General features: G+C 64.6%; 24 protein-coding genes. 15 read left to right on the forward strand and 9 right to left on the reverse strand.

Annotated features, from left to right (window positions below; translation table 11 throughout):
• Together ACI3K3_RS16665 and ACI3K3_RS16670 are read right to left on the reverse strand one after the other, a co-directional pair.
• Window positions 1-1907 (reverse strand): DUF3857 domain-containing protein (locus ACI3K3_RS16665; protein ID WP_404915633.1); only part of this gene is annotated, 1907 nt, incomplete at its 3' end.
• A gap of 165 nt (window positions 1908-2072) precedes the next feature.
• Window positions 2073-2894: a flagellin gene (locus tag ACI3K3_RS16670; protein ID WP_404915635.1), complete on the reverse strand. Its 822-nt coding sequence runs from the start codon at window positions 2892-2894 to the stop codon at window positions 2073-2075.
• Between the two features lie 255 nt (window positions 2895-3149).
• On the opposite strand from ACI3K3_RS16670, the gene ACI3K3_RS16675 reads away from it, so the two are divergent.
• On the forward strand, window positions 3150-4094 hold the full coding sequence (locus ACI3K3_RS16675; RefSeq protein ID WP_404915637.1) for a DUF808 domain-containing protein: 945 nt from the start codon (window positions 3150-3152) through the stop codon (window positions 4092-4094).
• Between the two features lie 137 nt (window positions 4095-4231).
• Here the strand turns inward: ACI3K3_RS16675 and ACI3K3_RS16680 are convergent, their stop codons facing one another.
• Window positions 4232-5668, reverse strand: coding sequence for a glutamate ligase domain-containing protein (locus tag ACI3K3_RS16680; RefSeq protein WP_404915639.1), 1437 nt, complete (start codon window positions 5666-5668; stop codon window positions 4232-4234).
• A gap of 53 nt (window positions 5669-5721) precedes the next feature.
• On the opposite strand from ACI3K3_RS16680, the gene ACI3K3_RS16685 reads away from it, so the two are divergent.
• The 5 genes from ACI3K3_RS16685 (at window position 5722) to dnaN (ending at window position 10293) form a co-directional block, all read left to right on the forward strand.
• A complete protein-coding gene (locus ACI3K3_RS16685; RefSeq protein ID WP_404915641.1) occupies window positions 5722-6549 on the forward strand; it encodes an LD-carboxypeptidase in 828 nt (275 codons plus the stop codon).
• Between the two features lie 77 nt (window positions 6550-6626).
• The gene (gene fabD / locus ACI3K3_RS16690) at window positions 6627-7562 is read left to right on the forward strand and encodes an ACP S-malonyltransferase (protein ID WP_404915643.1); all 936 of its coding nucleotides are present in this window, start codon (window positions 6627-6629) and stop codon (window positions 7560-7562) included.
• 109 nt (window positions 7563-7671) lie between these two features.
• Window positions 7672-8436: a 3-oxoacyl-[acyl-carrier-protein] reductase gene (fabG, locus tag ACI3K3_RS16695; protein WP_313440821.1), complete on the forward strand. Its 765-nt coding sequence runs from the start codon at window positions 7672-7674 to the stop codon at window positions 8434-8436.
• Between the two features lie 4 nt (window positions 8437-8440).
• Entirely contained in the window at window positions 8441-8923 is a 483-nt protein-coding gene (locus ACI3K3_RS16700) for a hypothetical protein (protein WP_404915645.1), read from the forward strand.
• A 251-nt stretch (window positions 8924-9174) separates the two neighbouring features.
• Complete coding sequence (dnaN, locus tag ACI3K3_RS16705) at window positions 9175-10293, forward strand: DNA polymerase III subunit beta (RefSeq protein WP_404915647.1); 1119 nt, start codon at window positions 9175-9177, stop codon at window positions 10291-10293.
• Between the two features lie 216 nt (window positions 10294-10509).
• Here the strand turns inward: dnaN and ACI3K3_RS16710 are convergent, their stop codons facing one another.
• A complete protein-coding gene (locus ACI3K3_RS16710) occupies window positions 10510-11868 on the reverse strand; it encodes an FAD-dependent oxidoreductase (RefSeq protein ID WP_404915649.1) in 1359 nt (452 codons plus the stop codon).
• Window positions 11869-12053: 185 nt separating this feature from the next.
• On the opposite strand from ACI3K3_RS16710, the gene ACI3K3_RS16715 reads away from it, so the two are divergent.
• From ACI3K3_RS16715 to ACI3K3_RS16745, 7 genes are all read left to right on the forward strand, one after another.
• On the forward strand, window positions 12054-14762 hold the full coding sequence (locus ACI3K3_RS16715; RefSeq protein WP_404915651.1) for an EAL domain-containing protein: 2709 nt from the start codon (window positions 12054-12056) through the stop codon (window positions 14760-14762).
• A gap of 67 nt (window positions 14763-14829) precedes the next feature.
• Window positions 14830-16632, forward strand: coding sequence for a translation elongation factor 4 (gene lepA / locus ACI3K3_RS16720; RefSeq protein WP_404915653.1), 1803 nt, complete (start codon window positions 14830-14832; stop codon window positions 16630-16632).
• 451 nt (window positions 16633-17083) lie between these two features.
• On the forward strand, window positions 17084-17605 hold the full coding sequence (locus ACI3K3_RS16725; protein WP_404915655.1) for a helix-turn-helix transcriptional regulator: 522 nt from the start codon (window positions 17084-17086) through the stop codon (window positions 17603-17605).
• A gap of 66 nt (window positions 17606-17671) precedes the next feature.
• Window positions 17672-18010 carry a hypothetical protein gene (locus ACI3K3_RS16730; protein ID WP_404915657.1) on the forward strand — a complete coding sequence of 113 codons (339 nt, stop codon included), beginning with the start codon at window positions 17672-17674 and terminating at the stop codon, window positions 18008-18010.
• 61 nt (window positions 18011-18071) lie between these two features.
• Window positions 18072-18581, forward strand: coding sequence for a hypothetical protein (locus tag ACI3K3_RS16735; RefSeq protein WP_404915659.1), 510 nt, complete (start codon window positions 18072-18074; stop codon window positions 18579-18581).
• Window positions 18479-19117 carry a JAB domain-containing protein gene (locus ACI3K3_RS16740; RefSeq protein WP_404915661.1) on the forward strand — a complete coding sequence of 213 codons (639 nt, stop codon included), beginning with the start codon at window positions 18479-18481 and terminating at the stop codon, window positions 19115-19117. Before ACI3K3_RS16735 ends, ACI3K3_RS16740 begins: the two co-directional genes overlap by 103 nt.
• 99 nt (window positions 19118-19216) lie before the next feature.
• Complete coding sequence (locus tag ACI3K3_RS16745) at window positions 19217-20881, forward strand: alpha-D-glucose phosphate-specific phosphoglucomutase (RefSeq protein WP_404915663.1); 1665 nt, start codon at window positions 19217-19219, stop codon at window positions 20879-20881.
• A gap of 3 nt (window positions 20882-20884) precedes the next feature.
• On the opposite strand, the gene ACI3K3_RS16750 is transcribed toward ACI3K3_RS16745, so the two are convergent.
• The 5 genes from ACI3K3_RS16750 to ACI3K3_RS16770 are packed head-to-tail and all read right to left on the reverse strand — an operon-like array spanning window position 20885 to window position 24205.
• Window positions 20885-21805 carry a TIGR03619 family F420-dependent LLM class oxidoreductase gene (locus tag ACI3K3_RS16750; RefSeq protein ID WP_404915665.1) on the reverse strand — a complete coding sequence of 307 codons (921 nt, stop codon included), beginning with the start codon at window positions 21803-21805 and terminating at the stop codon, window positions 20885-20887.
• A 19-nt stretch (window positions 21806-21824) separates the two neighbouring features.
• Entirely contained in the window at window positions 21825-22697 is an 873-nt protein-coding gene (locus ACI3K3_RS16755) for an SDR family NAD(P)-dependent oxidoreductase (protein WP_404915667.1), read from the reverse strand.
• Window positions 22698-22710: 13 nt separating this feature from the next.
• Entirely contained in the window at window positions 22711-23367 is a 657-nt protein-coding gene (gene cofC / locus ACI3K3_RS16760) for a 2-phospho-L-lactate guanylyltransferase (RefSeq protein ID WP_404915669.1), read from the reverse strand.
• On the reverse strand, window positions 23364-24014 hold the full coding sequence (gene npdG / locus ACI3K3_RS16765; protein ID WP_404915671.1) for an NADPH-dependent F420 reductase: 651 nt from the start codon (window positions 24012-24014) through the stop codon (window positions 23364-23366). The genes cofC and npdG overlap by 4 nt, the downstream gene beginning before the upstream one ends.
• On the reverse strand, window positions 24014-24205 hold the full coding sequence (locus ACI3K3_RS16770; RefSeq protein ID WP_404915729.1) for a hypothetical protein: 192 nt from the start codon (window positions 24203-24205) through the stop codon (window positions 24014-24016). The genes npdG and ACI3K3_RS16770 overlap by 1 nt, the downstream gene beginning before the upstream one ends.
• On the opposite strand from ACI3K3_RS16770, the gene cofE reads away from it, so the two are divergent.
• Both cofE and cofD read left to right on the forward strand, forming a co-directional pair.
• A complete protein-coding gene (gene cofE, locus ACI3K3_RS16775; RefSeq protein WP_404915673.1) occupies window positions 24174-24893 on the forward strand; it encodes a coenzyme F420-0:L-glutamate ligase in 720 nt (239 codons plus the stop codon). The genes ACI3K3_RS16770 and cofE overlap by 32 nt on opposite strands.
• The gene (gene cofD / locus ACI3K3_RS16780) at window positions 24890-25846 is read left to right on the forward strand and encodes a 2-phospho-L-lactate transferase (protein WP_404915675.1); all 957 of its coding nucleotides are present in this window, start codon (window positions 24890-24892) and stop codon (window positions 25844-25846) included. The genes cofE and cofD overlap by 4 nt, the downstream gene beginning before the upstream one ends.
• Window positions 25847-25854 lie beyond the last annotated feature (8 nt).

Genomic DNA, 25854 nt, shown 5'->3' on the forward strand with positions numbered 1-25854 from the left:
GCAGCGACTTGCGCCGGCGCGACCTCGGCGCCGGTGCTGTCGCTCCGCTCTTCATAGACGAAGGTGCCGCCGTCCAGCCGGGCTCGGCCGACGAAGCGGGTGCCGCCCAGGGTGGTGTCGATCTCCGGGACGCCTTCCAGGACATAGCCCTTGCCCTGGTCCGGAAGACGGACCGTGACGTGATAGGCGATCGCGAATGGCGACATGGTGGCGACGGGAATGTCTCGCCATTCCGCGCGGGCACGGTCCGGCGCGAAACTGAACTGGCTCAGCAGGCCGTTGAACCGCCGGACGGTCTGGCGGTCGTTCGACTTCCAGGCACCGGTGACGATGCCGCGCCCCTTCAGCACGGTGGTGGCGGTGGCGGTGGAGGTTTCCAGCGAGAGGTCGGTGAACAGGCCTTCGCCGACGGCCTGGGTCAATTGCTGGCGCACCAGTTCGTCGCGCTGCTCCGGATCGAGAGCATTGGCGGCCAGGCCCAGCGACAGCGCCTGCGGGCCGCGCAGGGTAAGCTTCGCGTCGAGCGCGGGCGGCAGGTCTATGCTGGTGCTCTCGTCATAAGTGATCGCGAGGTCCACCGAAGGGCGCGCATTGGCATGGGTGACGATCCGTTCGGGCTCGGCGCCATCCGCGCGCAGGGGCAGCACGTAGCCGAGGTCCGGCGTGTCGTGGATGTCCTCCAGGCGGCTGCCGATGCCGGTGCCGTCCAGCCAGAGGCTTTGTCCGTCCAGCTTAGGTCCGTCCAGCCTTGCGCGCACCAAGACATGATCGAACACGGCGGCGCTGGGCAGATGCTTGAGCAGGGCATGCCCGCCGCCGCGGGCGCTGGCGAGCACGGGCTCGGCCTCGATGCCCAGGCGATCCAGCAGGGCCAGCAGCAGCAGGGTCTTGGCCTTGCAGTCGCCGTAGCGCAGCTTCCAGGTCTCTTCCGGGCTCTGCGGCGTATAATTGCCCGCGTTCATGTTGAGCGCCAGATAGCGCACCTGGTCCTGCGTGAGTTGCAGCGCGGCCTGCGTGCGGGCGAGCGGATCGGAAGAGGCTGCCGCGATCTTGTCCGCCTCCGCCGCCAGCGGTGTACCGTCCGCGATCAGGCCCTTGGGGCGATAGAGCGGAAAGAACGTGCGCGAAACGTCGGGCCAGTCGGCGAACGTCGAAAGCTCGAACAGGCCAAGCGAGGCATAGCGCGCCGGGGCATCGCCCGGCATTTCGGGCTGCTTCGGCACGGGAAGGACAAGGTCCAGCTCCATCGTGTCACCCCGGCGGACCGGCGCGGCGGTAATGCCGGAGGCAAGGAACTGCCATTTGGCCTTCTCCGAGGCCGGCCAGATCGCGCGGAGATGCCCGGCGCCGAGGCGTAGCGGGCGGGCCGGAAGGCCGGAGATCGACTGCACCCGTCCGTTCAGCACGGCATCGCGCATGGTGACCGAATAGCGCATGCGGAACACGTCGCCCACGCGCAGGCCCTCGATCGCGCCGGTGGCGCTGAGCATCCCGGTAAGCTGGCGCTGCTCCAGCAGTTCCTCGCGGCGCAGGACATCCAGCTTCATGCCCTTGGCGAGGAGGTCGATAGTCTCGCCATTGCGGATGATCGCCATTTCATGGACGATCAGGTCGCCCTTGTCGGGGGACCATTGCGCTCCGACGGTCGAGAACTGCGCCAGCATTTCTGGCGAGGCGATCTTGGCGGCGGTGTCGGAATATTGCCAGAGCTGGCCGTTCTCCACGCGCTGCTGGGTGTCGTAGACGAGCAGGGAGGGGGCATCGCCCGCCCCTGAAGCCGCACCCGAGGCCGGAATTGCGGCAAGCTTCACCCAGGACGGCGTCGGTTGATAGAGAATGGTTTCCCCGGCGAAGGCATGGCCGGGTACTGTCGCCAGGGCGGCGATCATGACGAAACGGATTTTCACGCGGATTTCCCCCGAGATACGCTGAACTCGGGACATACGAAATCGTGCACGAAGCGCAAGAGCGGCGGATGAAAAGAGCGAGCCGACAAGGTCCGACCAACGGGAAACGGCGGACCTTGCGGCCCGCCGTCTCTTCGCTTGCGACCCTGCCGGGGTCCGGAGCCGTCAGCGCAGCAGGCTGAGGACGTTCTGTTGGGCCTGGTTGGCCTGGGCGAGCATGGCCGTGGAGGCCTGGCTGAGGATCTGCGCCTTGGCCATCTGGGTCGTTTCGGCCGAATAGTCGGCATCCTCGATCCGCGATTTGGCGTCGGACAGGTTGGTGACGTTGTTCGTCAGGTTGTTGATCGCCGATTCGAGGCGGTTCTGGCCGGCGCCCAGCGAGGCGCGCGTCTGGTTCACGTCTTCCAGGGCATCGTCGATGAAGTCGAGCGTGTCCGAGGCGGCGCTGCTGGTCGAAACGTCGAGCGCCGAGGCGTTGAGGTTGCTGCCGTCGATCACGCTCGACGTCAGGGTCACCGTTTCGCCGGAGTTCGCGCCGGTCTGGATGTCGAACGTCACGTCGCTGCCGGTGGTGGCGAACAGGTTGTTGCCGTTGAAGGTGGTCTGCGTGAGGATGTCGTCGATCTGGTCGGTGAGGGCGGTGACTTCCTGCTGCATGGCATCGCGGTCGCTGTCCTGGTAGGTACCGGACGACGACTGGATCGCCAGTTCGCGCACCCGCTGGAGCATGTTCGACACTTCCGAAAGGGCGCCGTCGGCGGTCTGGGCCAGCGAGATGCCGTCGTTGGCGTTGCGGATGCCCTGGCTCATGCCGCGGACCTGCGCCGTCATCGAGGTGGAGATGGCGAGGCCGGCGGCATCGTCCTTGGCGGAGTTGATGCGCTTGCCGGTCGACAGACGCTCCATGGCGGTGCCGAGCAGCTTGTTGGCGGCGTTCGAGGCATTCGAGGCACGGACGGCGCTGATATTGGTGTTGATGACGGTCATTGCTATCCCCAGTGTTGGAAGAAGTCTGCGTTGTCAGGGTCTTGGTTCGTTTCGGAAGCTCTCTTCCGGACGATGCTGAGAACGGATGGGGCGGCGGTCCGTTAAGGGCCCGACCTCAAGGAATGTCGCGAAGAATGTCGGGATCGCTCGCAAGTCCTTTCGCCCGCACGACTTTGTCCGCTTTCGCTTGATCGGCGGAACTTTCCCCCGCATGGCTGCGCTTCGCATTTTCAACTGTGTGGGATATTCTTTCAGATGGCTTCCGGCCTCGTTGCTCTTCTCGATGACGTCGCGGTGATCGCCCGCGCCGCAGCCGCCTCGCTGGACGACGTGGGGCTGGGCGTGGCCAAGGCCGGCAGCAAGGCCGCCGGCGTCGTGATCGACGATGCGGCGGTGACGCCGGGCTATGTCACCGATTTCACGCCGGAACGCGAACTGCCGATCATCTGGAAGATCGCCAAGGGCAGCCTGTTCAACAAGCTGGTCATCCTGCTGCCGATCGCCCTGCTGCTGAGCGCATTCCTGCCCTGGGCGATCACGCCGATCCTGATGCTGGGCGGCGCCTATCTGGCGTTCGAAGGCGCGGAGAAGGTGATCGAGAAGCTCGGCGGCGCGCATCATGGCGAGACACTGGAAGAACCCGTGCAGGACGTTGCCGCGTTCGAGCAGGGCAGGGTGTCCGGCGCGATCCGCACCGACCTCATCCTCTCGGCCGAGATCATGGCCATCGCTTTGGCGGAAGTGGCCGATAGTTCGCTTGTATCGCGCGCCGTGGCGCTGGCGCTGGTCGGCGTGATCATCACCGCAGGCGTCTACGGCGCGGTCGCGCTGATCGTGAAGATGGACGACATCGGGCTGCATCTCGCCAAGAAGCAAGGTCAGGGCACTCAGGCTTTCGGGCGCATGCTGGTCAACGGCATGCCCAACGTGCTGACGGTGCTGGCCTCGGTCGGCACGCTGGCGATGCTCTGGGTCGGCGGCGGGATCATCCTCCACGGCCTGGAGGAACTGGGCGTTCCCGCTCCGGCCCATCTGGCGCATGATTTCCAGCACTGGCTGGCCGTGCTGGGCGGGCCGCTCGGCGGCGTGCTCGGCTGGCTGGGCTACGCCGTGGCCTCGGCCGTGGTCGGGCTGGTGCTGGGCGCGGTGATCGCAGTGGTCGTGCATCTGATCGCCAAGGCGCGCGGCACGGCGCATTGATTCAGAACAGCCGTCGTCCCGGACTTGATCCGGGACCGCTGGCAATTCTTTAGGCGCAACCTCGCGTCTGGGCGGGGCCACGCCGAGAGCTTGCTCGACTCTGACAGCGGTCCCGGATCAAGTCCGGGACGACGATGCTACAGCCTCGCCAGCAAGTCCTTCGCGAACACCGTCAGGGTATCGTCGCGTGCGCCCATCACCACCACGCGGTCGCCGGGCCGCGCGATCTCGACGATGCGGCTGGCGCAATCCTCACGGGAGGGGACATATTCGGCCCCAGGTCCATTGGCTCCGCCGTCCGCCTCGATCAGGCGAACGATCCGCTCGCTGCCCTCGGAGCGGTCCACGGTGCCGCCGAAGTAGACCGGATCGCACAGGATCGTCACATCGTCAGGCCCCAGCTTCGTGGCGAGCACTTCCGCCAGTTCATGGCCCATCTGCTTGAGCGGGCCGTAGCCGTGCGGCTGGAAGAACGCGATCACGCGGCCCGGATGCGCCTTCAGCGTCGCCAGCGTGGCGGAGACCTTGTCCGGATTGTGGCCGAAGTCGTCGATCACCGTCACGCCGGAGGGCGAGGTGCCGACGATATCGAACCGGCGCGCCAGGCCGACGAAGCTGGCCAGTGCCTCGACCGCCTCGGCCACCGGAACCCCGGCGGCATTGGCGGCGGCGATGGCGGCCAGCGCATTGTAGAGGTTGTGGCGTCCCGGCACTTTCAGACGGAGCGCATGGGAACTGCCATCGCGGCGATCGAGCAGGGTGGCGGTCAGCGAAGTCGGCCCTTCGACCACGTCGATCGCACCGATTTGCGCGTTTTCCGAGGTGATGCCGAAGGTCACCAGCGCCTTGGCATGCGGGGCGAGGGCAGCCGTCTCCGCATCGTCCAGATTGATCGCGGAGACGTCCGCTCGGCCGAGGAAGTCTCCGAAAAGCTGGCGCAGTTCTTCCAGGCTCTTGTGATCGAGGCTGACATTGCCCAGCACCGCTACCTTCGGACGATAGAGCGCGATGGAGCCGTCGCTCTCGTCCACTTCCGACACGAAGGCGTCGCCCCCATTTGGACCAGCGCCCACGCGCGCGCTGGCGAAGGGCGCGTCGGGAGAGGCGAAGTTCTTCATCACCGCGCCGTTCATGATCGTGGGATCGCAGCCCGCGTGCGTCATGATCCAGCCGGTCATGCCGGTGACGGTGGACTTGCCGGAGGTGCCGCCGATGGCAATGCCGAAAGGCGCGGCGTTGAACAGGGTCGCCAGAAGCTCGGCGCGGCTCATGCGCGGGCAGCCGAACGCCTTGGCACGAACTACTTCCGGCACGGTATCTTCCACCGCTGCCGAGGCGACCAGCGTCTGCTCCGGCCCGGTGACGCCGCTGCCGTCCTGCGGATGCAGCTCGAAACCGAGGCTTTCCAGCCAGGCGAACTTCTCGGGCGTGCGGCCCTGGTCGCGGCTGCGGTCGGAGCCGGCCACTTGCGCACCGTGCCCCTTCAGGATCAGCGCGAGCGGCAACATGCCCGATCCGCCGATGCCGCAGAAGAACCAGGGATGTGAAGTGAGATCGTTATGCGCGGAAGTCATGACGCTTCGGTATGCGGCCTTGTTCGTCCTGACAACCTCGATAGGAAGGAGCGATGACCCGTATCGCAGTTTGTGCACCGTCCACCCCGATCACTCGCGAAGATGCGGAGGCAGTCGTCGCCCTGGCCTCTGCCGAGTTCCCGGAGGTGGAGCTATTGATTCACAAGCAGTGCTTCGAGGTGGAAGGCCACTTCGCGGGAAGCGACGCGCGGCGGATCGCGGCGCTGGTCGAGTGCGCCAACGATTCCTCGGTGGACGCGGTGTGGTTCGCGCGGGGCGGCTATGGTGCCTGCCGGGTTGCGGAAGCGGCCATCGCCAGGTTCACGCACGACGCGCAGGCCAAGACCTTCCTCGGCTATTCCGATGCGGGCTATCTGCTCGGCGGTCTCTACCGGGCGCGGATTGGCAAGCCCGTGCATGGCCCGATGTTGGCCGATATCCGGCGCGATTTCGGCGCGGAGGCGGTGCGTCGTGCCTTGCGGTGGCTGACCGGCGACGCTTCGGACGTGGAGCCGAGCGGAGACGGCCATCCACGCGTCGCCTTCAACCTTATGACCTTGGCGATGCTCTGCGGCACACCGCTGATGCCGGGACTGGCCAAGCATGTCGTGCTGGTGGAGGAAGTTTCGGAGTATCTCTACGCGGTGGACCGGCTGTTCTTCCACCTCACCGCGCATCTCGGCGGGGTGGCGGGATTGCGGCTTGGCCGGGTCAGCGACGTGCCTGAAAACGACCGTCCGTTCGGCGTCGAGGCCGAGGAGATCGCGCGTCACTGGTGCACGCACCATTCGATCCCCTACCTTGGCCGCGCGGATATCGGCCACGATGCGGCGAACCGTATCGTGCCCTTCGGGCTTGCAGAGCGGCCCCAAGGTCAATAACGCGCCGCGCCACACAAGAATTTTAAAAAACGGCAGGGCTAATCCGTAGGGCCCGCCGGACAGAAGGAGCCGCCAAGATGCGTGCATTCGTTTTCCCCGGTCAGGGCAGCCAGAAAGTCGGCATGGGCGCCGAACTCGCCGAAGCCAGCGCCGTCGCGCGTGAAGTCTTCCAGGAAGTGGACGAGGCTCTCGGCCAGAACCTGTTCCGCGTCATGACGCAAGGCCCCGAAGATGAGCTGACCCTGACCGAGAACGCCCAGCCGGCGATCATGGCCAATGCCATCGCCGTACTGCGCGTGCTGGAGAAGGAAGGCGGCATTACGCTGGCCGATAAGGCGGACTTCGTCGCGGGCCACTCGCTCGGCGAATACACCGCGCTCTGCGCCGCCGGTGCCTTCAGCCTTGCCGACACCGCGCGCCTGCTGAAGCTGCGCGGACAGTCGATGCAGGCCGCCGTTCCGGTCGGCCTCGGTGCGATGGCCGCGCTGCTCGGCGCGGATATCGAGAAGGCGACTGAACTCGCCGCTGCCGCCGCCGAAGGCCAGGTTTGCACCGTCGCCAACGACAACGATCCCAGCCAGGTCGTGATTTCCGGCCATCGCGAGGCCATCGAGCGCGCTGTGGCGCTGGTGAAGGACTTCGGGATCAAGCGCGGCGTCCTGCTGCCGGTCTCGGCGCCGTTCCACTGCCCGTTGATGCAGCCCGCCGCCGACGCCATGGCCGAAGCCCTGGGCAAGACTCCTCCGGGAAGCCTCCACGTGCCGCTCTTCGCCAATGTCACCGCCTCGGTCGTCACCGATCCCGCCGAAGTCCAGCGCCTGCTGGTCGAGCAGGTCACCGGCCGCGTCCGCTGGCGCGAAAGCGCGATCGCCATGCGCGAGGCGGGCGTGGAGACCTTCGTCGAACTCGGCGGCAAGGTGCTCGGCCCGATGATCAAGCGTTCGGCCGGCGAGGTGGAGGTGATCTCCGCCGTGACCATGGCCGAGATCGAGGAACTGACCAAAACCCTTTGATCCGCGTAGTCCCGGGCTTGACCCGGGACCGCTGGAGGCTTGAAGAAAGGCCCGTTCAGCGGGCCAGCGCTCCCCGCCTCGGGAGAGCGCGTCACGGAGATTTGAAAAGATGTTCAACCTCAACGGAATGACTGCCCTCGTCACCGGCGCCTCGGGCGGTATCGGTTCCGCCGTCGCCCGCGCGCTGGCCGCGCAGGGCGCCCGCCTTGCCATCTCGGGCTCGAACGCCGAAAAGCTGCGCGCCTTCCGCGACGAGCTGGACGAACACACCCCGCAGCATGTGCAGGACGTCGATCACGTCGCCATCGCCTGCAACCTCGGCGATCCTGAGCAGGTGGAGAAGCTGGTTCCCGCCGCGCTCGAATCGCTCGGCAAGATCGACATCCTCATCAACAACGCCGGCATCACCCGCGATAACCTTGCCATGCGCATGAAGGACGAGGAGTGGGACCAGGTCATCAGGATCAACCTCGAATCGACCTTCCGCCTGATGCGCGCCGTGACCAAGCCGATGATGAAGGCGCGCTTCGGCCGCATCATCAACGTCACCTCGGTGGTCGGCACCACCGGCAACCCCGGCCAGATGAACTACTGCGCGGCGAAGGGCGGCATCACCGCCATGTCGAAGAGCCTCGCGCAGGAACTCGCCAGCCGCAACGTCACCGTCAACTGCGTCGCGCCGGGCTTCATCCGCACGGCGATGACGGATGTGCTGCCTGATGCGCAGAAGGATGCGCTGAACGGCCGCATCCCGATGGGCCGCATGGGCGAGGGCGACGATATCGCCGCCGCCGCCGTGTTCCTGGCCTCGAAGGAAGCCGGCTACGTCACCGGGCAGACGATCCACGTCAACGGCGGCATGGTGATGATCTAAGGTCATGAAAGCGGGTGCAACCCTTGTGGCAGGCTTGCTTGCCCTGTCACTGGGGGCCCTGTTGCTGGAGTCGTGCTCGTCCGACTTCGATTTCCATGCGGAAATGATCGAAGGGCGCCTGACGTTCGTGCCTACCGGAACCTGGTTCTCCCGGCCGGACCGCTTCTGCATGGTGGATGTCCGAACGTCATCCGGCCCGCAGGCCACGGCCGAGGCGGGCGACGATCCTGGCCAGATCGCCCAGGGTTCCTACTGGTCCTACTGGCTGAAGGGTTGCGACAACAAGTTTCCCTTCGTCTACGGTCAGCCGCTGAAGGGCGCGCCCGTTCTCGACAGGCGCAGCGGGCGGGAGCGGCCTCATGTGCAGGCCAAGCAGCTTTCGCCCAACGTGGTCTATGAGGCCTTCATCCTCGCGCCCCGCTCCGCTTATGGCAGCGCCCGCTTCGTCCTGGACGGGCAGGGGCATGTGCGGAACCTGGGTCGATAGGCTCCTTGCGCGGTTCCCGGGACTTGAAGGTAAATGTTTGGGACAACCTCATTTGAAGCATTTTGCCTGACCCGCTGCATAAATGCGTTCGGATCGGATTAAAAACGCCTGAAATCCCCTCATTTATCCCCAGAAACACCATTGAACGGGCAATCGCCGCTTGCCGGTTGTCTAACGTTCGCTAGAGATATTCGTCCTGAAATTCGGGATGTGCACATCCCTAGCCCGACCAAGGGGGACTTGAGGCTGCCATGAAGGCCACAATCGAACGTTCCACGCTCCTGCGCTGCCTGTCGCACGTGCAGTCCGTAGTCGAGCGGCGCAATACCATTCCCATTCTCTCGAACGTATTGATCGAGGCGTCGGGCAATGGATCGTTGCGCATCATGGCGACCGACCTCGACTTGCAGGTCGTCGAAACCCTGGGCGCCGTCTCGGTCGAACAGGCCGGTGCGATCACGGTTTCCGCGCACCTGCTGTTCGACATCGCGCGCAAGCTGCCCGATGGCAGTCAGGTCAGCCTCGACGCTGCGGACAACCGCATGGTCGTCAAGGCCGGGCGCAGCCGCTTCCAGCTGCCCACCCTGCCGCGTGACGACTTCCCGATGATCGCCGAGGGCGAGCTGCCGACCAGCTTCGAAATCCCGGCCGCCACGCTGGGCCAGCTGATCGACCGCACCCGTTTCGCGATCTCCACCGAGGAAACGCGCTACTACCTCAACGGCATCTTCCTCCACGTCTCGGACGAGGAACTGAAGGCCGCCGCCACCGACGGTCACCGCCTTGCCCGCTTCACCCTGGCCCGTCCGGACGGCGCGGAAGGCATGCCGGACGTGATCGTGCCGCGCAAATGCGTGGGCGAACTGCGCAAGCTGCTGGAAGAGGCGCTCGACACCAACGTGCTGGTCGACCTTTCTGCCAGCAAGATCCGCTTCACGCTGGGCGGCGAACACGGCGTGGTGCTGACCAGCAAGCTGATCGACGGCACGTTCCCCGATTACACGCGCGTCATTCCCACCGGCAACGACAAGCTGCTCAAGGTCGATCCCAAGAGCTTCTTCGAAGGCGTCGACCGCGTGGCGACCATCGCCACCGAGAAGACCCGCGCGGTGAAGATGGCGCTGGAGCAGGACCGCGTGACGCTTTCGGTGACCTCGCCCGACAACGGCACGGCGGCGGAAGAAGTCCCGGCGGACTACTCTTCGGATGGTTTCGAGATCGGCTTCAACGCCAATTATCTCAAGGACATCCTTGGCCAGATCGACGGTGACACGGTGGAACTCCACCTGGCTGACGCCGGCGCGCCGACGCTGATCCGCCAGGACGAAAAGAGCCCCGCGCTCTACGTGCTGATGCCGATGCGCGTCTGATCGCAGGATCCAGTGAACAGGAAAAGGCCGGGTTGATGCCCGGCCTTTTTCGTTGGAGGCTCAGAGCCCGTTTGAAAATTCGCGGAACGCGAATTTTTGCGGCACCGGCCCGCGCCCCCACCCTACCACCCAACGGTATTATCCTGCGGGTGGTAGGGTGGGGGCGCGGGCCGGTGCCGCTCTGAAATGCCCTACGGGCATTTTTCAATCACGTGCTTAGCTTTCCTGCACGGAGGGGTGCGCCTTGGCGATCATGCGGTCCACTTCGACGATTTTCTCGCGCGGGGCGCCGTGCCGGGCATTGGCGACTTCGGCTTCGTCGATCTTCTGCCACTCGGTGAACTTCACGAAGTCGATCCCGCGTTCCGCCGCAAGGGCTTCGAAGCCGGGGCGGCCCGGTTTGCCCGTTCCGCCAGCAGCCCCGAGATCGGCGTCGATCTTCTCGACGATCGCGAAACCGTCCGGCCGGTTGGTGCCGATCGTGCCGGTCGGGCCGCGTCGCGCCCAGCCGACGCAATAGAGGCCGGGCATGATGCGCCCTTCGACATTGGCGAAACGTCCGCCCTGCTCGTCATAGGGGACGTCCGGGATTCGAGAGGTCTGGTAGCCGATGCAGGCGATGACGATCCCTGCGGGGATGCGATAGGTTTCGCCCGTGCCCACCGCCTTGCCTTCCGCCAGCCTCGTGCGTTCGACTTCCACGCCTTCGACGCGATCGGTGCCGAGGATGGCGCGCGGCGCGGCGAAGAAATCGAACTCGATCGCTATGTCACGGCCGGGACACACGATCTGGCCACCCTCGGCGGCGTTGTCGTTCGCGGTTTCGCCCATGGCGAAGCTGCGCAAGTGGCCCATGGTCTTGCGCATCCCGGCATCCAGCGCCGCGTCCTGCGCCAGTGGCGGGAGATCGGCGGCGTCGACGCGCGGACAGGCCCGCGCCAGCTTGGCAAGCTCGCCCAGTTCCTTCGGCGTCATCGTCACCTGATGCGGCCCGCGCCGTCCGAGAATGACGATGCGCCGGATCCGGGAGGCGTCCAGCGCCGCAAGCGCATGGGCAACGATGTCGCTGCCCTGGAATTCCTCTCCCGACTTGGCGAGAATCCGCGCGACATCCAGCGCGACATTGCCGTTACCCACGATCACCGCCGTGTCATGGCTGAAATCGGGGTGAAGTTCCGCAAACTGGGGGTGTCCGTTGTACCAGCCGACGAAACCCGCGCTGCCGTAGACATTGGGCAGGTCTTCACCGGGAAGCCCGAGCCTGCGATCGTTGGGCGCGCCCGTCGCCAGTACCACGGCATCGTAGAGACCGCGCAGTTCGTCGATCGAGATGTCCTGGCCGACCATGACATTGCCCACGAAGTGGACGTTATCGCTGAGGGCCGTCGTTTCGTATCGGCGCGCCACGCTCTTGATGCTCTGGTGATCGGGCGCCACGCCCGTGCGGATCAGTCCGAAAGGGACGGGTGAGGAATCGAAGATATCGACCCTGACATCGTCCTTCCATTGCTTGAGCGCTGCCTCGGCCGTGTAATATCCGGCCGGTCCCGATCCGACGATGGCGATATGTCGCATGGATGTTTCTCCCAAGCGGACGGAGACTGGATCAGCACGCCCGCCAGGGTTGAAGCAAACATGCTTCGTGATCCGCGGCAAGCGAAATCCGGCAGGGCGGGCATAGGATGACATATCCGGCGATTTGGGGTTTGGTTGCCGGAACTTAACACTTTTGCAATGGGCGGCGGGCAATAGCCGATGGGATGGCGAGCAAGGGGCTGAAGGCGCTGAAAGTCCGGTCGTGCGAAAGCGCGATGGAAATCCGCGCGCCCGGCGATCAGGCCGAAAGCACCATCCGCACCGGCATTCCGAACTTCGCCTTCCTGCGCCCGCGCGGGCCGAGCAGTGACCCGCTTCATTTCTTCATCGCCCGGCGCTGGGAACTCATGGCGCCCGCCATGGTCTGCATCATGGTGGCGCTGGGCGTGGCGTCCCGCAGCGCGCCGGGGCCATTGTCGCTCTCGCTGGCTTTCGCCGCCATGCTGCTCTGTCTGGCAGCGCCTTCGCTGGCGCTGCTGGAGGCGCGTCTCGACCACCGCAGTTGGAAGCGATACCCGCTGATGCTGCTGGCGGTGGCCTTGCCGATGCTGCTGTTCGGCGTTGCCGCCACGCAGTGGACACGCGAGATCGCGGCGCTGGACTGGCGCTTGACGATCAAGGGCTATGGCCTGCTCGTCCTGTTGGCGACGGTGCTGCTCGAACGCCGCGTGACCTCGATCGTTGCCGCAACGGTAGGCCTGTGGGCGGGGGCCTCGATCCATTCGGGTTCGTTGGCGACGCTGGGCCTGCTCGCGGCCGGCGGAGGGATAGGGCTGGTGGCGGCGATGCGGCAGGCGCGCATGGCCCGCGAGGAATCTACGCGTCGTGCCGGGCAGGAGCGGGAACGGCATCGCGCCGAGGAACTGCTGCGCGAATATGAGGAAACAGGGCAGGGCTGGTTCTGGGAAACCGATCGGCGCGGCCTGGTGGCCTATGTTTCGCCGCGCATCGCGGAGCTGCTCGATACGGCGCAGTCCGAGCTTTACGGCAGGCCGTTCCTCAGCCTGTTCCACCTTCGAGCGGAAGATCATGACAGCGAACGCACGCTGGCCTTCCATCTTTCGACCCGCTCCTCGTTCCAGGATGTCGCGGTTCGCGCCGCCACGCATGAGGAGGACGAACGCTGGTGGTCGATCAGCGGTCGGCCGGTGCTGGACCAGTTCCACAATTTCCTGGGCTTTCGCGGATCCGGCATCGACCTGACCGAGACGCGCAAATCGCAGCAGCATGTCACCCAGCTGGCGCGCTTCGATTCGCTGACCAAGCTCGCCAACCGTTTCCAGATGTCGGAATGGCTGGAAAAGGTCATCAACTCGCCGCGCACCGAGAACCGCGCCTGCGCCGTGTTCCTGCTGGACCTCGACCGTTTCAAGCAGGTCAACGACACCATGGGTCACCCAGCGGGCGATGCCCTGCTCAAGCAGGTGGCGGAGCGACTGCGGGTGACCGTGGCCAATATGGGCCGCGTGGGGCGCCTGGGTGGCGACGAGTTCCAGGTGATCCTGCCGGGCTACCACCAGCACGAGGGCCTCGGCCACCTGGCGCGCCGCGTGATCGAAGCCCTGTCGCAGCCCTATTCCATCGACGGTACGCGCGTCACCATCGGCGCTTCGGTGGGCATCGCCATGTGCCCCGAGGACGGCACCACGGTGGAAGCGCTGATCCGCAACGCCGACCTTGCGCTCTATGCGGCGAAAGACGGGGGGCGGGGCCGCCACCATTTCTACGATGACGATCTCCACTCCGACGCGCGCGAACGCCAGCAGCTGGAGCAGGATCTGCGCGACGCCATCGACGCGGGCGCGCTGGAACTGCACTACCAGCCGCAGGTCCGTACGACGACCGAAAAGATCACCGGCTTCGAGGCGCTGCTCCGCTGGAAGCATCCCCGGCACGGCTATCTTTCGCCCGCCCGGTTCGTCCCCGTGGCGGAAGAAACCGGGCTCGTGGCGGAGATCGGCGAATGGGTGCTCCGCAAGGCGTGCCGTGACCTTGCCGGCTGGCCGCACAACGTGCGCGTGGCGGTGAACGTTTCGCCCCTGCAATTCGCCAACCCCGAGCTTCCCTCGATCGTGGCTGGAGCCATTGCCGATTCGGGCATCGATCCGGGGCGGCTCGAACTGGAAATCACCGAGAGCGTCTTCCTGGGCGAGGACAAGTCCACCGAAGTGATGTTCGCGGCGCTCAAGGACGTGGGCATACGCCTGGCGCTCGACGATTTCGGAACCGGCTATTCCTCGCTGGGCTATCTGAAGAAGGCGCCTTTCGACAAGATCAAGATAGACCAGAGCTTCGTGCGAGGGGCTACCGTGGAAGGCAGCCGCAATGGCGCGATCATCTCTTCCATTGTTGGCCTTGCCGAAGCACTGGGCATGGAAACCACGGCCGAAGGCGTGGAAACCCACGACGAGCTTGACCTCGTGCGCCAGCTTGGATGCAGCCACGTCCAGGGCTACATCTATGAAAAGTCCTTGAGCTCGGACGAAGTCATGGCTCGCCTCGAAGGTGGCCTGACGGCTGTCGCTGCGGGCCCTCGGTCGGCTCGAGCGCCCCGGCAGACGATGCTGCGCCGGGTCGTCCTGGAGCATGGCGGCCATATCTATCACGCCACGATCCGGAACATTTCCAGCACGGGCGCCATGGTGGAAGGCCTCTGGAACGTTCCGGTGGAGACGCAGTTCGGTCTTCATCTGGCGGGAGACAACGTGGTCTTGGCCACGGCGCGTTGGTGCCGCGAGGATCGCATGGGCGTGGAATTCCTCCGGCCGCTCGAAGTGGATGCCAGCGGCGCGGTGCTGTTTGCGCCCGAGCCGAAGGGGGGCGAAGGGCGCCCGGATGGCGGCGATGCCGGGCTGATGCGCAAGGCGGGCTGACAGGCCTCTTGAAAATGCGCTCACAGACGCATTTTCAAACGCCTCAAGCGCTGCTAACGGCGCTTCCATGACCGAACTCGCCCAGATCCGAAATTTCTCGATCATTGCCCATATCGACCACGGCAAGTCGACGCTCGCCGATCGTCTCATCCAGCGTACCGGAGGCCTCTCCGACCGTGAGATGAGCGCGCAGGTGCTCGACAACATGGATATCGAGAAGGAGCGCGGGATCACCATCAAGGCGCAGACCGTGCGCCTGAACTACACCGCCTCCGACGGGCTCACCTATGAGCTGAACCTGATGGACACGCCGGGCCACGTCGACTTCGCTTACGAAGTCAGCCGCAGCCTTGCCGCCTGCGAAGGCGCGCTGCTGGTAGTGGACGCGGCGCAGGGCGTGGAAGCGCAGACGCTGGCCAACGTCTACCAGTCGATCGAGCACGACCACGAGATCGTGCCCGTGATCAACAAGATTGACCTCCCCGCCGCCGAGCCCGAAAAGGTGCGTAACGAGATCGAGGAAGTCATCGGCATCGATGCTTCCGGGGCCGTGCTGGCGTCGGCCAAGTCCGGCATCGGCATCGACGAGATTCTCGAAGCCGTCGTCGCCAAGATCCCCGCGCCGAAGGGAGATCGCACTGCGCCGCTCAAGGCGATGCTGGTCGATTCCTGGTACGATCCCTATCTCGGCGTCGTCATCCTGGTGCGCGTGATCGACGGCGTCATCAAGAAGGGCCTCAACGTCAAGTTCATGCAGGGCAGCACCGAGCACCTGGTGGACCGCGTGGGCTGCTTCACACCAAAGCGTATCGACCTGCCCGAACTCGGGCCGGGCGAAATCGGCTTCATCACCGCGCAGATCAAGGAAGTGGAACAGGCCAAGGTCGGCGACACCATCACCACGGTGAAGGGCGGCGCGACGCAGGCCCTGCCGGGCTACAAGGAAGTGCAGTCGGTGGTGTTCTGCGGCCTGTTCCCGGTCGACGCCAACGACTTCGAGAAGCTGCGCGAATCGATCGGCAAGCTGCGCCTGAACGATGCCTCGTTCAGCTTCGAAATGGAATCGAGCGCGGCGCTGGGCTTTGGCTTCCGCTGCGGCTTCCTGGGCCTGCTGCACCTGGAGATCATCCAGGAGCGCCTGAGCCGCGAGTACGACCTCGACCTCATCACCACCGCGCCTTCGGTGGTCTATCGCCTGACGATGACCGACGGCAGCGTGAAGGAACTGCACAACCCGGCCGACATGCCCGATCCGGTGAAGATCGACTTCATGGAAGAGCCGTGGATCAAGGCGGTGATCTACACGCCTGACGAATATCTCGGTTCGATCCTCAAGCTCTGCCAGGATCGCCGCGGTATCCAGAAGGAACTGACTTACGTCGGCGGGCGCGCTCAGGTTACCTACGAGCTGCCGCTCAACGAAGTGGTGTTCGACTTCTACGATCGCCTGAAGTCGATCAGCCGTGGTTACGCCAGCTTCGACTACGAGCAGATCGGGCTTCAGGAGGGTGATCTCGTGATGATGAACATTCTCGTGAACAACGAGCCGGTCGATGCGCTGTCGATGGTGGTTCATCGCAGCCAGGCGGAGCCGCGTGGCCGTGCGCTGGTCGAGCGTCTGAAGGAACTGATCCCCCGGCACATGTTCAAGGTGCCGATCCAGGCCGCGATCGGCGCCAAGGTGATCGCGCGCGAGACCATCAGCGCGATGCGCAAGGACGTTACCGCCAAGTGCTATGGCGGCGACATCAGCCGTAAGAAGAAGCTTCTCGACAAGCAGAAGGAAGGCAAGAAGCGCATGCGCGAGTACGGCAACGTGCAGATTCCGCAGGAAGCCTTCATCGCCGCGCTGCGCATGGGCGAGGAGTAGTCCGCGCTGGGCCGAGCGGACTGGCGGCAAGCCGATCGATCGCTTTGCCGACGTCTGCATCTTTAACCGGACGTGACGCCGCGCCTTTGCGCGGCGTTTTCGTTTCGGGCGAAGAACCGGATCATTGATCCATTTTCGATCTATCTTCGCTTGCGCGACGGATCGTGGCCCCCGAATCGCAAGGTGAGCAAGGTTGGTTAAGGATCGTCTGGTAGATAGGTCGCATTGCGATGCTGAATCGATTGCGGCAACAATCGATTCCAGCGTTGCGCTTCTTTCTCCGTCGGCCGGATATCGATCCGATGTGGTTAAATTGCCGCCTGCAATGGGTTGATAGAGCGTTTGCAGACGACCTATAAACCTCCAGGACGGACGGCGTGGTGGGGCACGGCGGAACGAGGGTGGTTCGGTAGCGTTTATGGACCTTGAGCGACTGGACGCTGGCGGCGACATGACGCAGATTCAACGTATCATGACGGTCTTTCCGTCACTGACTTCCAAGCAGCACGAAGTTCTCGCTTTCGTGGCGGAGAACCGCACCAGCAAGGAAATCGCCTGGGAACTCGGTATATCCGAAAGCGCGGTCAACCAGCGGATCGAAGGCGTGCGAAGCCGCACCGGCTCTCCTCCCCGCGCGGAATTGGCCCGCGCTTACAGGCAGTTTCAGCAGGACCAGGCCGCTGCCTGTAATCCGCTACCAGAGAAGAATCCTCAGGTTCCGGCCGTGCCCATGTTCGATGAAGATCAGGGCAGGGACGAACTGATCGAAAGGCTCACCCTTGCCGACGGCGCCACATTCAAGGTGACGGCGCCCTGGCAGGAAGAGAATTTCGCACGGGTCGTTCCGGAGGTGCTCGATGGAGCGAATGCGGGTCTCAGCCGCACGGCCGCCATGATCGCCATCGCCGGAGGACTTCTTCTCGTGGCGGTGTTCGGTCTGGACCTGGCCACCAAGCTGAGCAGCCTGCTTTGACCCAGCCTCCCGCCATGACGTTTTCAAGCGCATCGAACGGGCCGATGCTGCTGGATGGGGGTCTTTATGTCGATCACGATTTCCGCTGCTACCGCCCGGATCGCGCGCCAGCTTCCCGAGGCCGAACTCTCGCTGGATTCCGCTCTGCTTGCCTCGGCACGCCTGATGGAATCGATGCTGCTTGCTCGCCAGGCCGACGGCGTGGCTACCTTCACGGGCCAGACGGCGCTCATGCGCCTTGCCAAGACGCAGCGCACGCTTCTGGAAAGCCAGAACGACATGATCCGCGTTCATCAGGAACTGCTGGGGATCGGCCGCGATATCAGCGCGATTGCCGACGAGCCGGAAGCCTGCCCGAATCAGGCACAGTTGGTGGACGACGCAATGATGTTGCGATCGGCCTAAGCGACCCAGGCCTGATCGCGGGTTCCGCGCGTTTCCGGCGGCATGGCCATGGGGGGCTTGCATGCTGACCTGGGGCGCGCGGGCCTACCTGCAATATGCAGCCTATCTGGTTCTCTTCCTCGTCGCCTGGAGGCGCGGTGGTGCGCCTGAGCGGATCCTCGCAGGTATCATGCTGGGCATGGTGGTGGTGGACCGGATCTACCATCTCGGCCGCGGAGCTGATCTCCTGGTCTTCTACGGGGTCGATGTCGTCCATCTGGCGATCGATACGTCGAGCCTGCTGGGCATCGGCTATGTCGCGCTTCATGCCAACAGGTTTTATCCCTTATGGATAGGTGGGGCGCAGATCATCGCGTTTTCGAGTCACTTCTACCGACTGGGGAACGTGGGTATCCACACGACCGCCTATCAGGTGATGTCGATCATTCCATCCTACGTCCAGCTGCTGGCAATGGCGCTGGGGCTGGCATGTCACATGCGGCGGCAGAAGATACGGGGCAACTATCCGTCCTGGCGCATATACTCCGGCCCGTCCTCGGCGAAGGTAGCGAAGCCGCTGCACGCCGCCTGATCCTCCGCTTCGGTTCGCTGAGCACGATCTATTCGGCCAGCGCCCAGGCCATTGCCGAGGAGATCGACGAGTTCGGTCCGAATCGACTTGCAATCGCTGCCGTCATCGTTGCCGCCCGTGATCTGGCCGCCGTGGCGATGCGCGAAACCGTTCTGGGGCATCCGGTCGATCTTGGAAGCCCCGCATTTCGACAATATCTTGCCCGGCGCATATCGAGCCGACGCGAAGAATGTGTGATGGTGCTGTTCCTCACCGGCGAGGGGCTGTTCATTGCCGAGGATATCCATGTCGGAACCCGTCAGTCGACTTGCGACCTGCCGCTGCGCCGCACGGTGCGCCGGGCTTTCGACCTGGATGCACGTCGCCTGATCCTGGCGCATAATCACCCTTCAGGCGATCCTCGGCCCAGCGCCGACGACGTCCAGTCCACCCGCACTTTCCGGCAAGTCATGGCAGCGCTGGAGCTTAGTCTGGACGACCATTTCGTCGTCGCCAGGGGGGGTATCTTCAGTATGAGTGACAACGGTCTGATTTAGATGGCGATTTGCCTTAAGGGACGTGCAACCGGATTGTCGTAGGCGCTATCTATACCGGCGAGCGCATTCGCGCGTGAACGTCCTGCTTGGAGATTGGGTTTGACCGACATCGTCACCGTACCGACCACGCCTTTCGAGGGACAGGCGCCCGGAACGTCTGGCCTGCGCAAGAAAGTGCGCGTTTTCCAGCAGGCGAACTACGCCGAGAATTTCATTCAGTCGGTCTTCGATGTGGTGAAGCCGCAATCGGATTCGCGTTCGTCCAATGCCGAGTCGCACGGCGCGGCGTTGGTAATCGGCGGCGACGGCCGCTTCCATAACCGAACGGTGATCCAGCAGGCCATCCGCATGGCCGCCGCCAACGGCTACGCCCGCGTGATCGTGGGGCAGGGTGGTATCCTATCGACCCCGGCCGCCAGCAATGTGATCCGAAAGTACGGCGCCAGCGGCGGCCTGATCCTTTCGGCCAGCCACAATCCCGGCGGTCCGGAAGAAGACTTGGGCATCAAGTACAACATTGCCAACGGCGGCCCTGCTCCCGAAAGCGTGACGGGTGCCATCCTCGCGCGGACGAAGGAGATCGACCTCTGGCTGACCGTTGATGCCGACGATATCGACCTCGACACGCCGGGTGAAGTCACCGTGGGTGACATGATCGTGCAGGTGATCGATCCGGTGGCCGACTATGCCGACCTGATGGAAGACCTGTTCGATTTCGACGCCATCCGCAAGGCCGTTGGCAGTGGCTTCGCGATGCGCTTCGACGCAATGAGCGCCGTGACCGGTCCTTATGCCGTCGAAATCCTGGAGAACCGGCTGGGCTTCGCCGCCGGCACCGTGATCAACGGTACGCCGCTTGAGGATTTTGGCGGGCATCATCCCGATCCGAACCTGATCCACGCCAAGGATCTTTACGACCTGATGATGGGGCCGGACGCGCCCGATCTTGGGGCGGCCTCTGACGGGGACGGCGATCGCAACCTGATCATCGGGCGGGGGCGGTTCGTCACGCCGTCCGATTCGCTGGCAATGCTGGCGGCCAATATCGAGATTGCACCGGCCTATCGCGGGCGCCTGTCCGGTATCGCCCGTTCGATGCCGACCAGCGCCGCTGCCGATCGGGTAGCCGAGGCGCTGGGGATTCCCTGTTTCGAGACTCCGACAGGCTGGAAGTTCTTCGGCACGCTCCTCGATGCAGGCATGGTCACGATCTGCGGCGAGGAGAGCGCCGGCACCGGTTCGGACCATGTTCGCGAGAAGGACGGTCTCTGGGCCGTGCTGCTCTGGCTCAACATCCTCGCCGCAAGGGACATCAGCGTCGATCAACTCGCTCGTACCCACTGGGCCCGGTTCGGGCGCAACTACTACGCGCGTCATGACTATGAGGCGGTGGACAGCCAGGCCGCGGCAGGTTTGATGGCCGAACTGAACGGTGCGCTTGCGGCGCTGCCGGGCCAGCAGTTCGGACCGCTCACGGTCGCTCATGCCGACAGTTTTGCCTATACTGATCCCGTCGATCAGTCCGTCAGCGAAAACCAGGGCATCCGGGTCCTGTTCGAGGATGGCAGCCGAGTGGTCTTCCGTCTTTCGGGCACCGGCACGCAAGGCGCGACCTTGCGCGTTTACCTGGAGCGTTACGAGCCGGTTTCCGGACAGCTGGACGCAGACACCGGAACGATGCTGGAGCCGCAAATCGCCGCCGCGCAGGCCATCGCCGGGATTGCGCGCCACACCGGTCGGAGCGCGCCCGACGTGGTGACCTGATCGTCAGAAGTTGATTCGGGCGATCACCTCTTCGCCGAACCGCAGCGCCAGATCGCAGTATTCGGCGCGCGTTTCAGCGTGGACGGTCGCCCCGGAACCATGAATTCCGAGAGATTTCAGGTGCGCGAAGTGGTCCAGCGCTTCCTGAGCGCTCCAGCCTTGCTTGATGGCGTAAGTGGACGAGGCGATGACCTTCGGAGGCTCCGCCCGGCCGATCTTCTCGGCATGGGCGTGCATGTAGGCGATCGCCTCGCTGACGTCCTCGTCGCCTTCCAGATTGGCGGTGCGCGCCGTGTCCGTCACTGCCTTGGGCACGAAGAACGGATGCCAGGCGTCGCCCATCTCGGCGGCGCGGCGTAGGGCGCGCTTCGAGTTCCCGCCGACCAGCAGGGGCGGGTTCGGTTTTTGGGCTGGGGTCGGCAGCATGCGATTGCCCAGCGCGGTGTAGCCCGTGCCTTCAAAGCTGAAGTCCTGGCCGGTCCAGGCCAGCTTCATGGCGGTGATATATTCGTCCATGAGGTCGTTGCGGGCATCGAAGTCCACGCCCAGCGCCTTGTATTCCGCCTTCATGTACCCGGCCCCCAGGCCAAGGATCACGCGCCCCTGCGTGAAATGATCGAGCGTCGACACCCCCCGCGCCACCACGAAGGGATTGCGATAGGGAAGGACGAGGATGTTGGTCTGGAGACGCAGCCTCGTGGTGACCGCCCCGAGCATCGACAGCATGACGAAGGGATCCTGCGCATAGTGTCCGCCGGCATCCAGCCAGCGAGCGGACGGCGCAGGATGGTCCGTGACGGTGCCAGCGTAAAAGCCCGCCTGTTCGACGATGCGCGCGATTTCGTGCACGGCCTCCATCGTGCCGTACTCTTCCGGCCTGTCGATCCGATCGAATGGCAGGCTGGTGCTGAGCGTGAATGTCATGGCTTTTTCCGTCTTTCGTTCAATCGATCGGCTGGGGCGGGAGAACCCAATCGTCCTGGTCGTTGCGCACCCATCCACCCGAAGCCCAGGTGCCGCCATCGACGGGAATGATCGCGCCGGTGACGTAACTGGCCATGTCGGATGCCAGGAACACCGCGACGCGGCCGCACTCGTCGTCGATGCCAGGTCGACCCAGGGGAATGCGGCGGCGGATGGCTTCCTGCTGAGCCGGGGTCGGCCGATGCCAGAGGTCGGGCGCGACGGCGCCGCCGAACTGCCCTTGCGTGCCCGGCGTCACCGTATAGTCGGGAGCTATCGCATTGACGCGGATGCCATGGTGGGCAAGTTCGACAGCCAGCGTGCGCGTCAGGTTGTTCAACCCGGCCTTGCAGGCGGCGTAGACCGCGTAGCCCGGCGCCGCCCGCGACGCCTCGATGCTGGTGACGTTGATGATGGATCCGCCGTTGCCGCTCTCGATCATGAACGGCAGCGCGGCCTGCGTCGCCGCAAGGTTTGACACCAGATTGAGATCGATATGGCGCCGCCAGTTCTTCTCGGCAAGGTTGACGAAAGGACGCCGCGAGACGCCCCCGACATTGTTGACCAGAACGTCCAGTCGCCCGAAATGACGGGCCGTTTCGGCAACTGCGTTCTGGACGGTTTCCACCTCCATCGCATTGCCCGGGATGCAGAGCGCTTTCCGGCCGCGCTGCGCGACGAGTTCGGACACTTGTTCGCAGCGTTCGGGGATCGCTTCCAGAATTGCGATATCGGCGCCCATGTCCGCCATGCAGAGCGCAACCGACCGGCCGATCCCACCGCCTCCGCCGGTGACGAAGACCACTTTTCCGGTCAGGTCGATAGCACTGCCGTCCACCACGCTGCCGTTCATCGGCATTCTCCCATCAAGCGGACCGCTTTCGGCCTCCCTGGCGCGGCCAGCCGCCGCCCGCCGAGCCGATATCAGGATCGTGGATGCGGCTCAGAACGCGAACAGCATCAGCGAGATCGAGAGGCTCGTCTATATCTTTCTCCAGCCCGCAAGAGAGGATCGTCTCCACGTTAAAACCGCTATTTTCGGCGTTATTACAATGCGTTGAAAAGCTATTCTGACCGAAGGCAAAAGGATACCAGATGCCGCCGGGCAGGGGGATAGAGAGGCCGTTGGTGCCGGTGCGATGGCGATCGGGCGCAATGCCCAGGGTGCCGGCAGGGAGGCTGGCGAGCCGTTCGACATCGGCCACGCCGAGGCATGGCAAGTCCGCCGGAAGCACCAGGATACGCTCCGGCCCGGCGGCTGTGATCGCCGCCATCGTGCTCTCCAATGCGCCGTTAAGGTCCGGGCCGGGGTCGTCGAAGCGCAGGATCCCTTTGCCGAGATTCGGCCGCGCGGGCCCAAGTACGCAGACCCTCTGGATCGCCGGGCAGGCGCTCACCGTATCGAGGACATGGCGCAGCATCCCCGCCACCAGAGCCTCGCGCTCCTGCGGCCTCAGGGCCGACGCGAGCCGCGTCTTACCGAGACCGGGCGCCTTGACCGGGATGAGCGCCCAGCACGTCACGGCATTTGCGGCGCTGCGGCAAGGTTGGTGAAGCGTATGCCCGCTCCGTCGGCCTTGTAGGTCTTGTTCATGTAGATGAGGATCGAGGTCAGCGCCTCGGCCGCCGCCGAATTGGCCAGTGCGCCACCCGAAAGGCCGCGCAGGCCCATGCCGGGGCAGAGATCGACTACGACCTGGCGCGCCTCCACATCGTCGGAGAAGACCAGGACGTCGCATTCTATCGCATGGTCGCTGTCGAGATGGTGGGCCGAAACGTTGTGGAACGCGGTGACGAGCCGCGCATCGGGGCCCAGGTGCTCCCGCGCCTGCATGGCGGCACTGCCTTCCGCGGGAAGCTGCACGCGCATGACCTTGGGCGGAACCAGCGGCACGGTGGTATCGACTACGACTGCCGTGCCTATCGCGCCTGCGATCTGGCGCAGCGTATCGCCCTGGGAGCCATGGGGGACGGCGACGATGACGACATCCTTGTTCGCGGCGGCATCCCCATTCTCGGCATAATCGGCGGCGCCCAGCTCTTCGGAAGTGGCGCGGGCCTTGTCTGCGGAACGGGAGCCGATGGTCACGCGGTGGCCCGCCTTGACCAGCCTCCGAGCGATCCCCTTGCCCAAGGCGCCGGTTCCGCCGATCACCGCGATAGCTGCCATCAGATTATCTCCCCCGCGGATTCTTGCTCGCGGTCATTGTGGTTACCGATATTTTCGTTTCCGGTGGCGGCTTCAGTCAGGCGTTCGGAAGGGCCGATGCAGCGAAATCCAGAACTCACCGTGCGACCGCTCGCCGGATTGCCCATGTTCGCTACCGGAATGTCGATTGCGCAAGCGATATGCGCGAGCATGGAGGCGGAAGGTGATCAGTTCCGCGATGGCGATATCTTGGTGGTGGCTCAGAAGATCGTCTCCAAGGTGGAGGGCCGCACCCGCGATCTTGCTGGGTTCTCCGCCTCTAAGGAGGCGCATGAGCTTTCCCATGCAACAGGTCGCGATCCCGCGATGATGCAGGCCATACTTGAGGAGAGTTCTCAGATACTGCGCGGCACGGCAGCGGCAGTGATCGCGGCACATCGCACCGGTCATGTGCTGGCCAATGCCGGGATCGATGTCTCGAACCTGGATGGCGGTGCCGAGGGGCGCGTACTGCTCTGGCCGCTCGATCCCGATGATTCCGCGCGGTCGCTGCGGGCCGAACTTCAGAAAGCATCTGAGGTAAGGATCGGCGTGGTGATCGCAGATTCGATGGGCCGCGCCTGGCGGATCGGCACATTGGGCAATGCGATCGGCTGCGCCGGACTGGCCGTGCTGGAAGATCGTCGCGGCACGGGGACGGACCTCTATGGCCGCACCCTTCAGGCTACCGTGATCGCCATAGCGGATTCGATCGCCGCGATGGCGGCGCTGGCGATGGGCGAAGGCGCGGAAGGCACTCCGGTAGCCCTCGTGCGCGGCTGCGCCCGCTGGGTGACGTCAGAGGACGGCCCAGGGGCCATCAGCGGCTTGAGGCCGATCGCGCAGGACATGTTCCGATGAGCGGAAAGCACATACTCGCGCTTTCGGGCGGCGTCGGAGGGGCAAAGCTTGCGGCGGGACTGGCGGCGGTCACGTCCGGGGACGACCTCACCATCGTGGTCAATACCGGAGATGATTTCGAGCATCTGGGGCTAACTATCTGTCCTGACATGGATTCAGTGACTTACGCATTGGCCGGACTCAACGATAACGAACGCGGCTGGGGCGTCGAGAACGAGACATGGCAGGCCATGGCGATGCTTCGGGCACTGGGCGAAGAGGGGTGGTTCAACCTTGGCGACCGTGACCTGGCGATGCACATCGCGCGATCGTGGCGCTTGCGGGCAGGCGAGACGTTATCCCAGGTGACGGCGCGGTTGACGCGTGAACTCGGTATCGACCATGCCGTCGTGCCGATGAGCGACGACCTTGTGCGGACCCAGGTTCTCACCGATGCGGGGTGGATTGATTTTCAGCGATGGTTCGTGGGAAATCAATGTGCTGACAAGGTTTTCGATGTGCGTTTCGAGGGTGCGCAACGCGCCCGTCCAGCTCCGGAGTTTCGCGCGGCGCTGGAGCGGGATGACCTTGCGGCGATCGTCTTGTGCCCGTCCAACCCGTTCCTCAGCGTCGATCCGATCCTGTCCATTCCCGGAGTGCGCGATGCCCTGGCGGAGCGGCAGGTTCCGCTGATTGCCGTTTCCCCCATCATCGGGGGGAGCGCGGTGAAGGGCCCCTTGGCCAAGATGCTGGCGGAGCGCGGGCAGGTGGTGAACAACCTCGCCATCGCCCGTCACTACCAAGATCATTGGGGCGATCTTCTCGACTGCCTCTTGATCGATCATGCCGATGAGGCCGATGTTCCGGTGTTACAGGCACGGGGCCTCACGGTCGCCGTGACCAGGACATTGATGCGCGAAGCCGCCGATAGGGAAAGGCTCGCGAAAGAGGTGCTTGCCATCGCAGGCATCTGAAGGGTGAG

The organism is Novosphingobium sp. ZW T3_23, assembly GCF_044987305.1.
In the GTDB taxonomy this organism is placed as follows: domain Bacteria; phylum Pseudomonadota; class Alphaproteobacteria; order Sphingomonadales; family Sphingomonadaceae; genus Novosphingobium.

Bases quoted from the DNA above. Each gene is read 5' to 3' on its own strand.
- ACI3K3_RS16680 (WP_404915639.1), bottom strand. From the start codon at position 5,668: ATGACTTCCGCGCATAACGATCTCACTTCACATCCCTGGTTCTTCTGC.
- ACI3K3_RS16725 (WP_404915655.1), top strand. From the start codon at position 17,084: ATGACGCAGATTCAACGTATCATGACGGTCTTTCCGTCACTGACTTCC.
- ACI3K3_RS16730 (WP_404915657.1), top strand. From the start codon at position 17,672: ATGTCGATCACGATTTCCGCTGCTACCGCCCGGATCGCGCGCCAGCTT.
- ACI3K3_RS16755 (WP_404915667.1), bottom strand. From the start codon at position 22,697: ATGAACGGCAGCGTGGTGGACGGCAGTGCTATCGACCTGACCGGAAAA.
- fabG (WP_313440821.1), top strand. From the start codon at position 7,672: ATGTTCAACCTCAACGGAATGACTGCCCTCGTCACCGGCGCCTCGGGC.
- ACI3K3_RS16740 (WP_404915661.1), top strand. From the start codon at position 18,479: ATGTCACATGCGGCGGCAGAAGATACGGGGCAACTATCCGTCCTGGCG.
- ACI3K3_RS16670 (WP_404915635.1), bottom strand. From the start codon at position 2,894: ATGACCGTCATCAACACCAATATCAGCGCCGTCCGTGCCTCGAATGCC.
- ACI3K3_RS16710 (WP_404915649.1), bottom strand. From the start codon at position 11,868: ATGCGACATATCGCCATCGTCGGATCGGGACCGGCCGGATATTACACG.
- ACI3K3_RS16750 (WP_404915665.1), bottom strand. From the start codon at position 21,805: ATGACATTCACGCTCAGCACCAGCCTGCCATTCGATCGGATCGACAGG.
- lepA (WP_404915653.1), top strand. From the start codon at position 14,830: ATGACCGAACTCGCCCAGATCCGAAATTTCTCGATCATTGCCCATATC.
- ACI3K3_RS16735 (WP_404915659.1), top strand. From the start codon at position 18,072: ATGCTGACCTGGGGCGCGCGGGCCTACCTGCAATATGCAGCCTATCTG.
- cofE (WP_404915673.1), top strand. From the start codon at position 24,174: ATGTCGATTGCGCAAGCGATATGCGCGAGCATGGAGGCGGAAGGTGAT.
- ACI3K3_RS16700 (WP_404915645.1), top strand. From the start codon at position 8,441: ATGAAAGCGGGTGCAACCCTTGTGGCAGGCTTGCTTGCCCTGTCACTG.
- ACI3K3_RS16770 (WP_404915729.1), bottom strand. From the start codon at position 24,205: ATGCTCGCGCATATCGCTTGCGCAATCGACATTCCGGTAGCGAACATG.
- ACI3K3_RS16715 (WP_404915651.1), top strand. From the start codon at position 12,054: ATGGCGAGCAAGGGGCTGAAGGCGCTGAAAGTCCGGTCGTGCGAAAGC.
- cofD (WP_404915675.1), top strand. From the start codon at position 24,890: ATGAGCGGAAAGCACATACTCGCGCTTTCGGGCGGCGTCGGAGGGGCA.
- fabD (WP_404915643.1), top strand. From the start codon at position 6,627: ATGCGTGCATTCGTTTTCCCCGGTCAGGGCAGCCAGAAAGTCGGCATG.
- npdG (WP_404915671.1), bottom strand. From the start codon at position 24,014: ATGGCAGCTATCGCGGTGATCGGCGGAACCGGCGCCTTGGGCAAGGGG.
- ACI3K3_RS16675 (WP_404915637.1), top strand. From the start codon at position 3,150: ATGGCTTCCGGCCTCGTTGCTCTTCTCGATGACGTCGCGGTGATCGCC.
- dnaN (WP_404915647.1), top strand. From the start codon at position 9,175: ATGAAGGCCACAATCGAACGTTCCACGCTCCTGCGCTGCCTGTCGCAC.
- ACI3K3_RS16685 (WP_404915641.1), top strand. From the start codon at position 5,722: ATGACCCGTATCGCAGTTTGTGCACCGTCCACCCCGATCACTCGCGAA.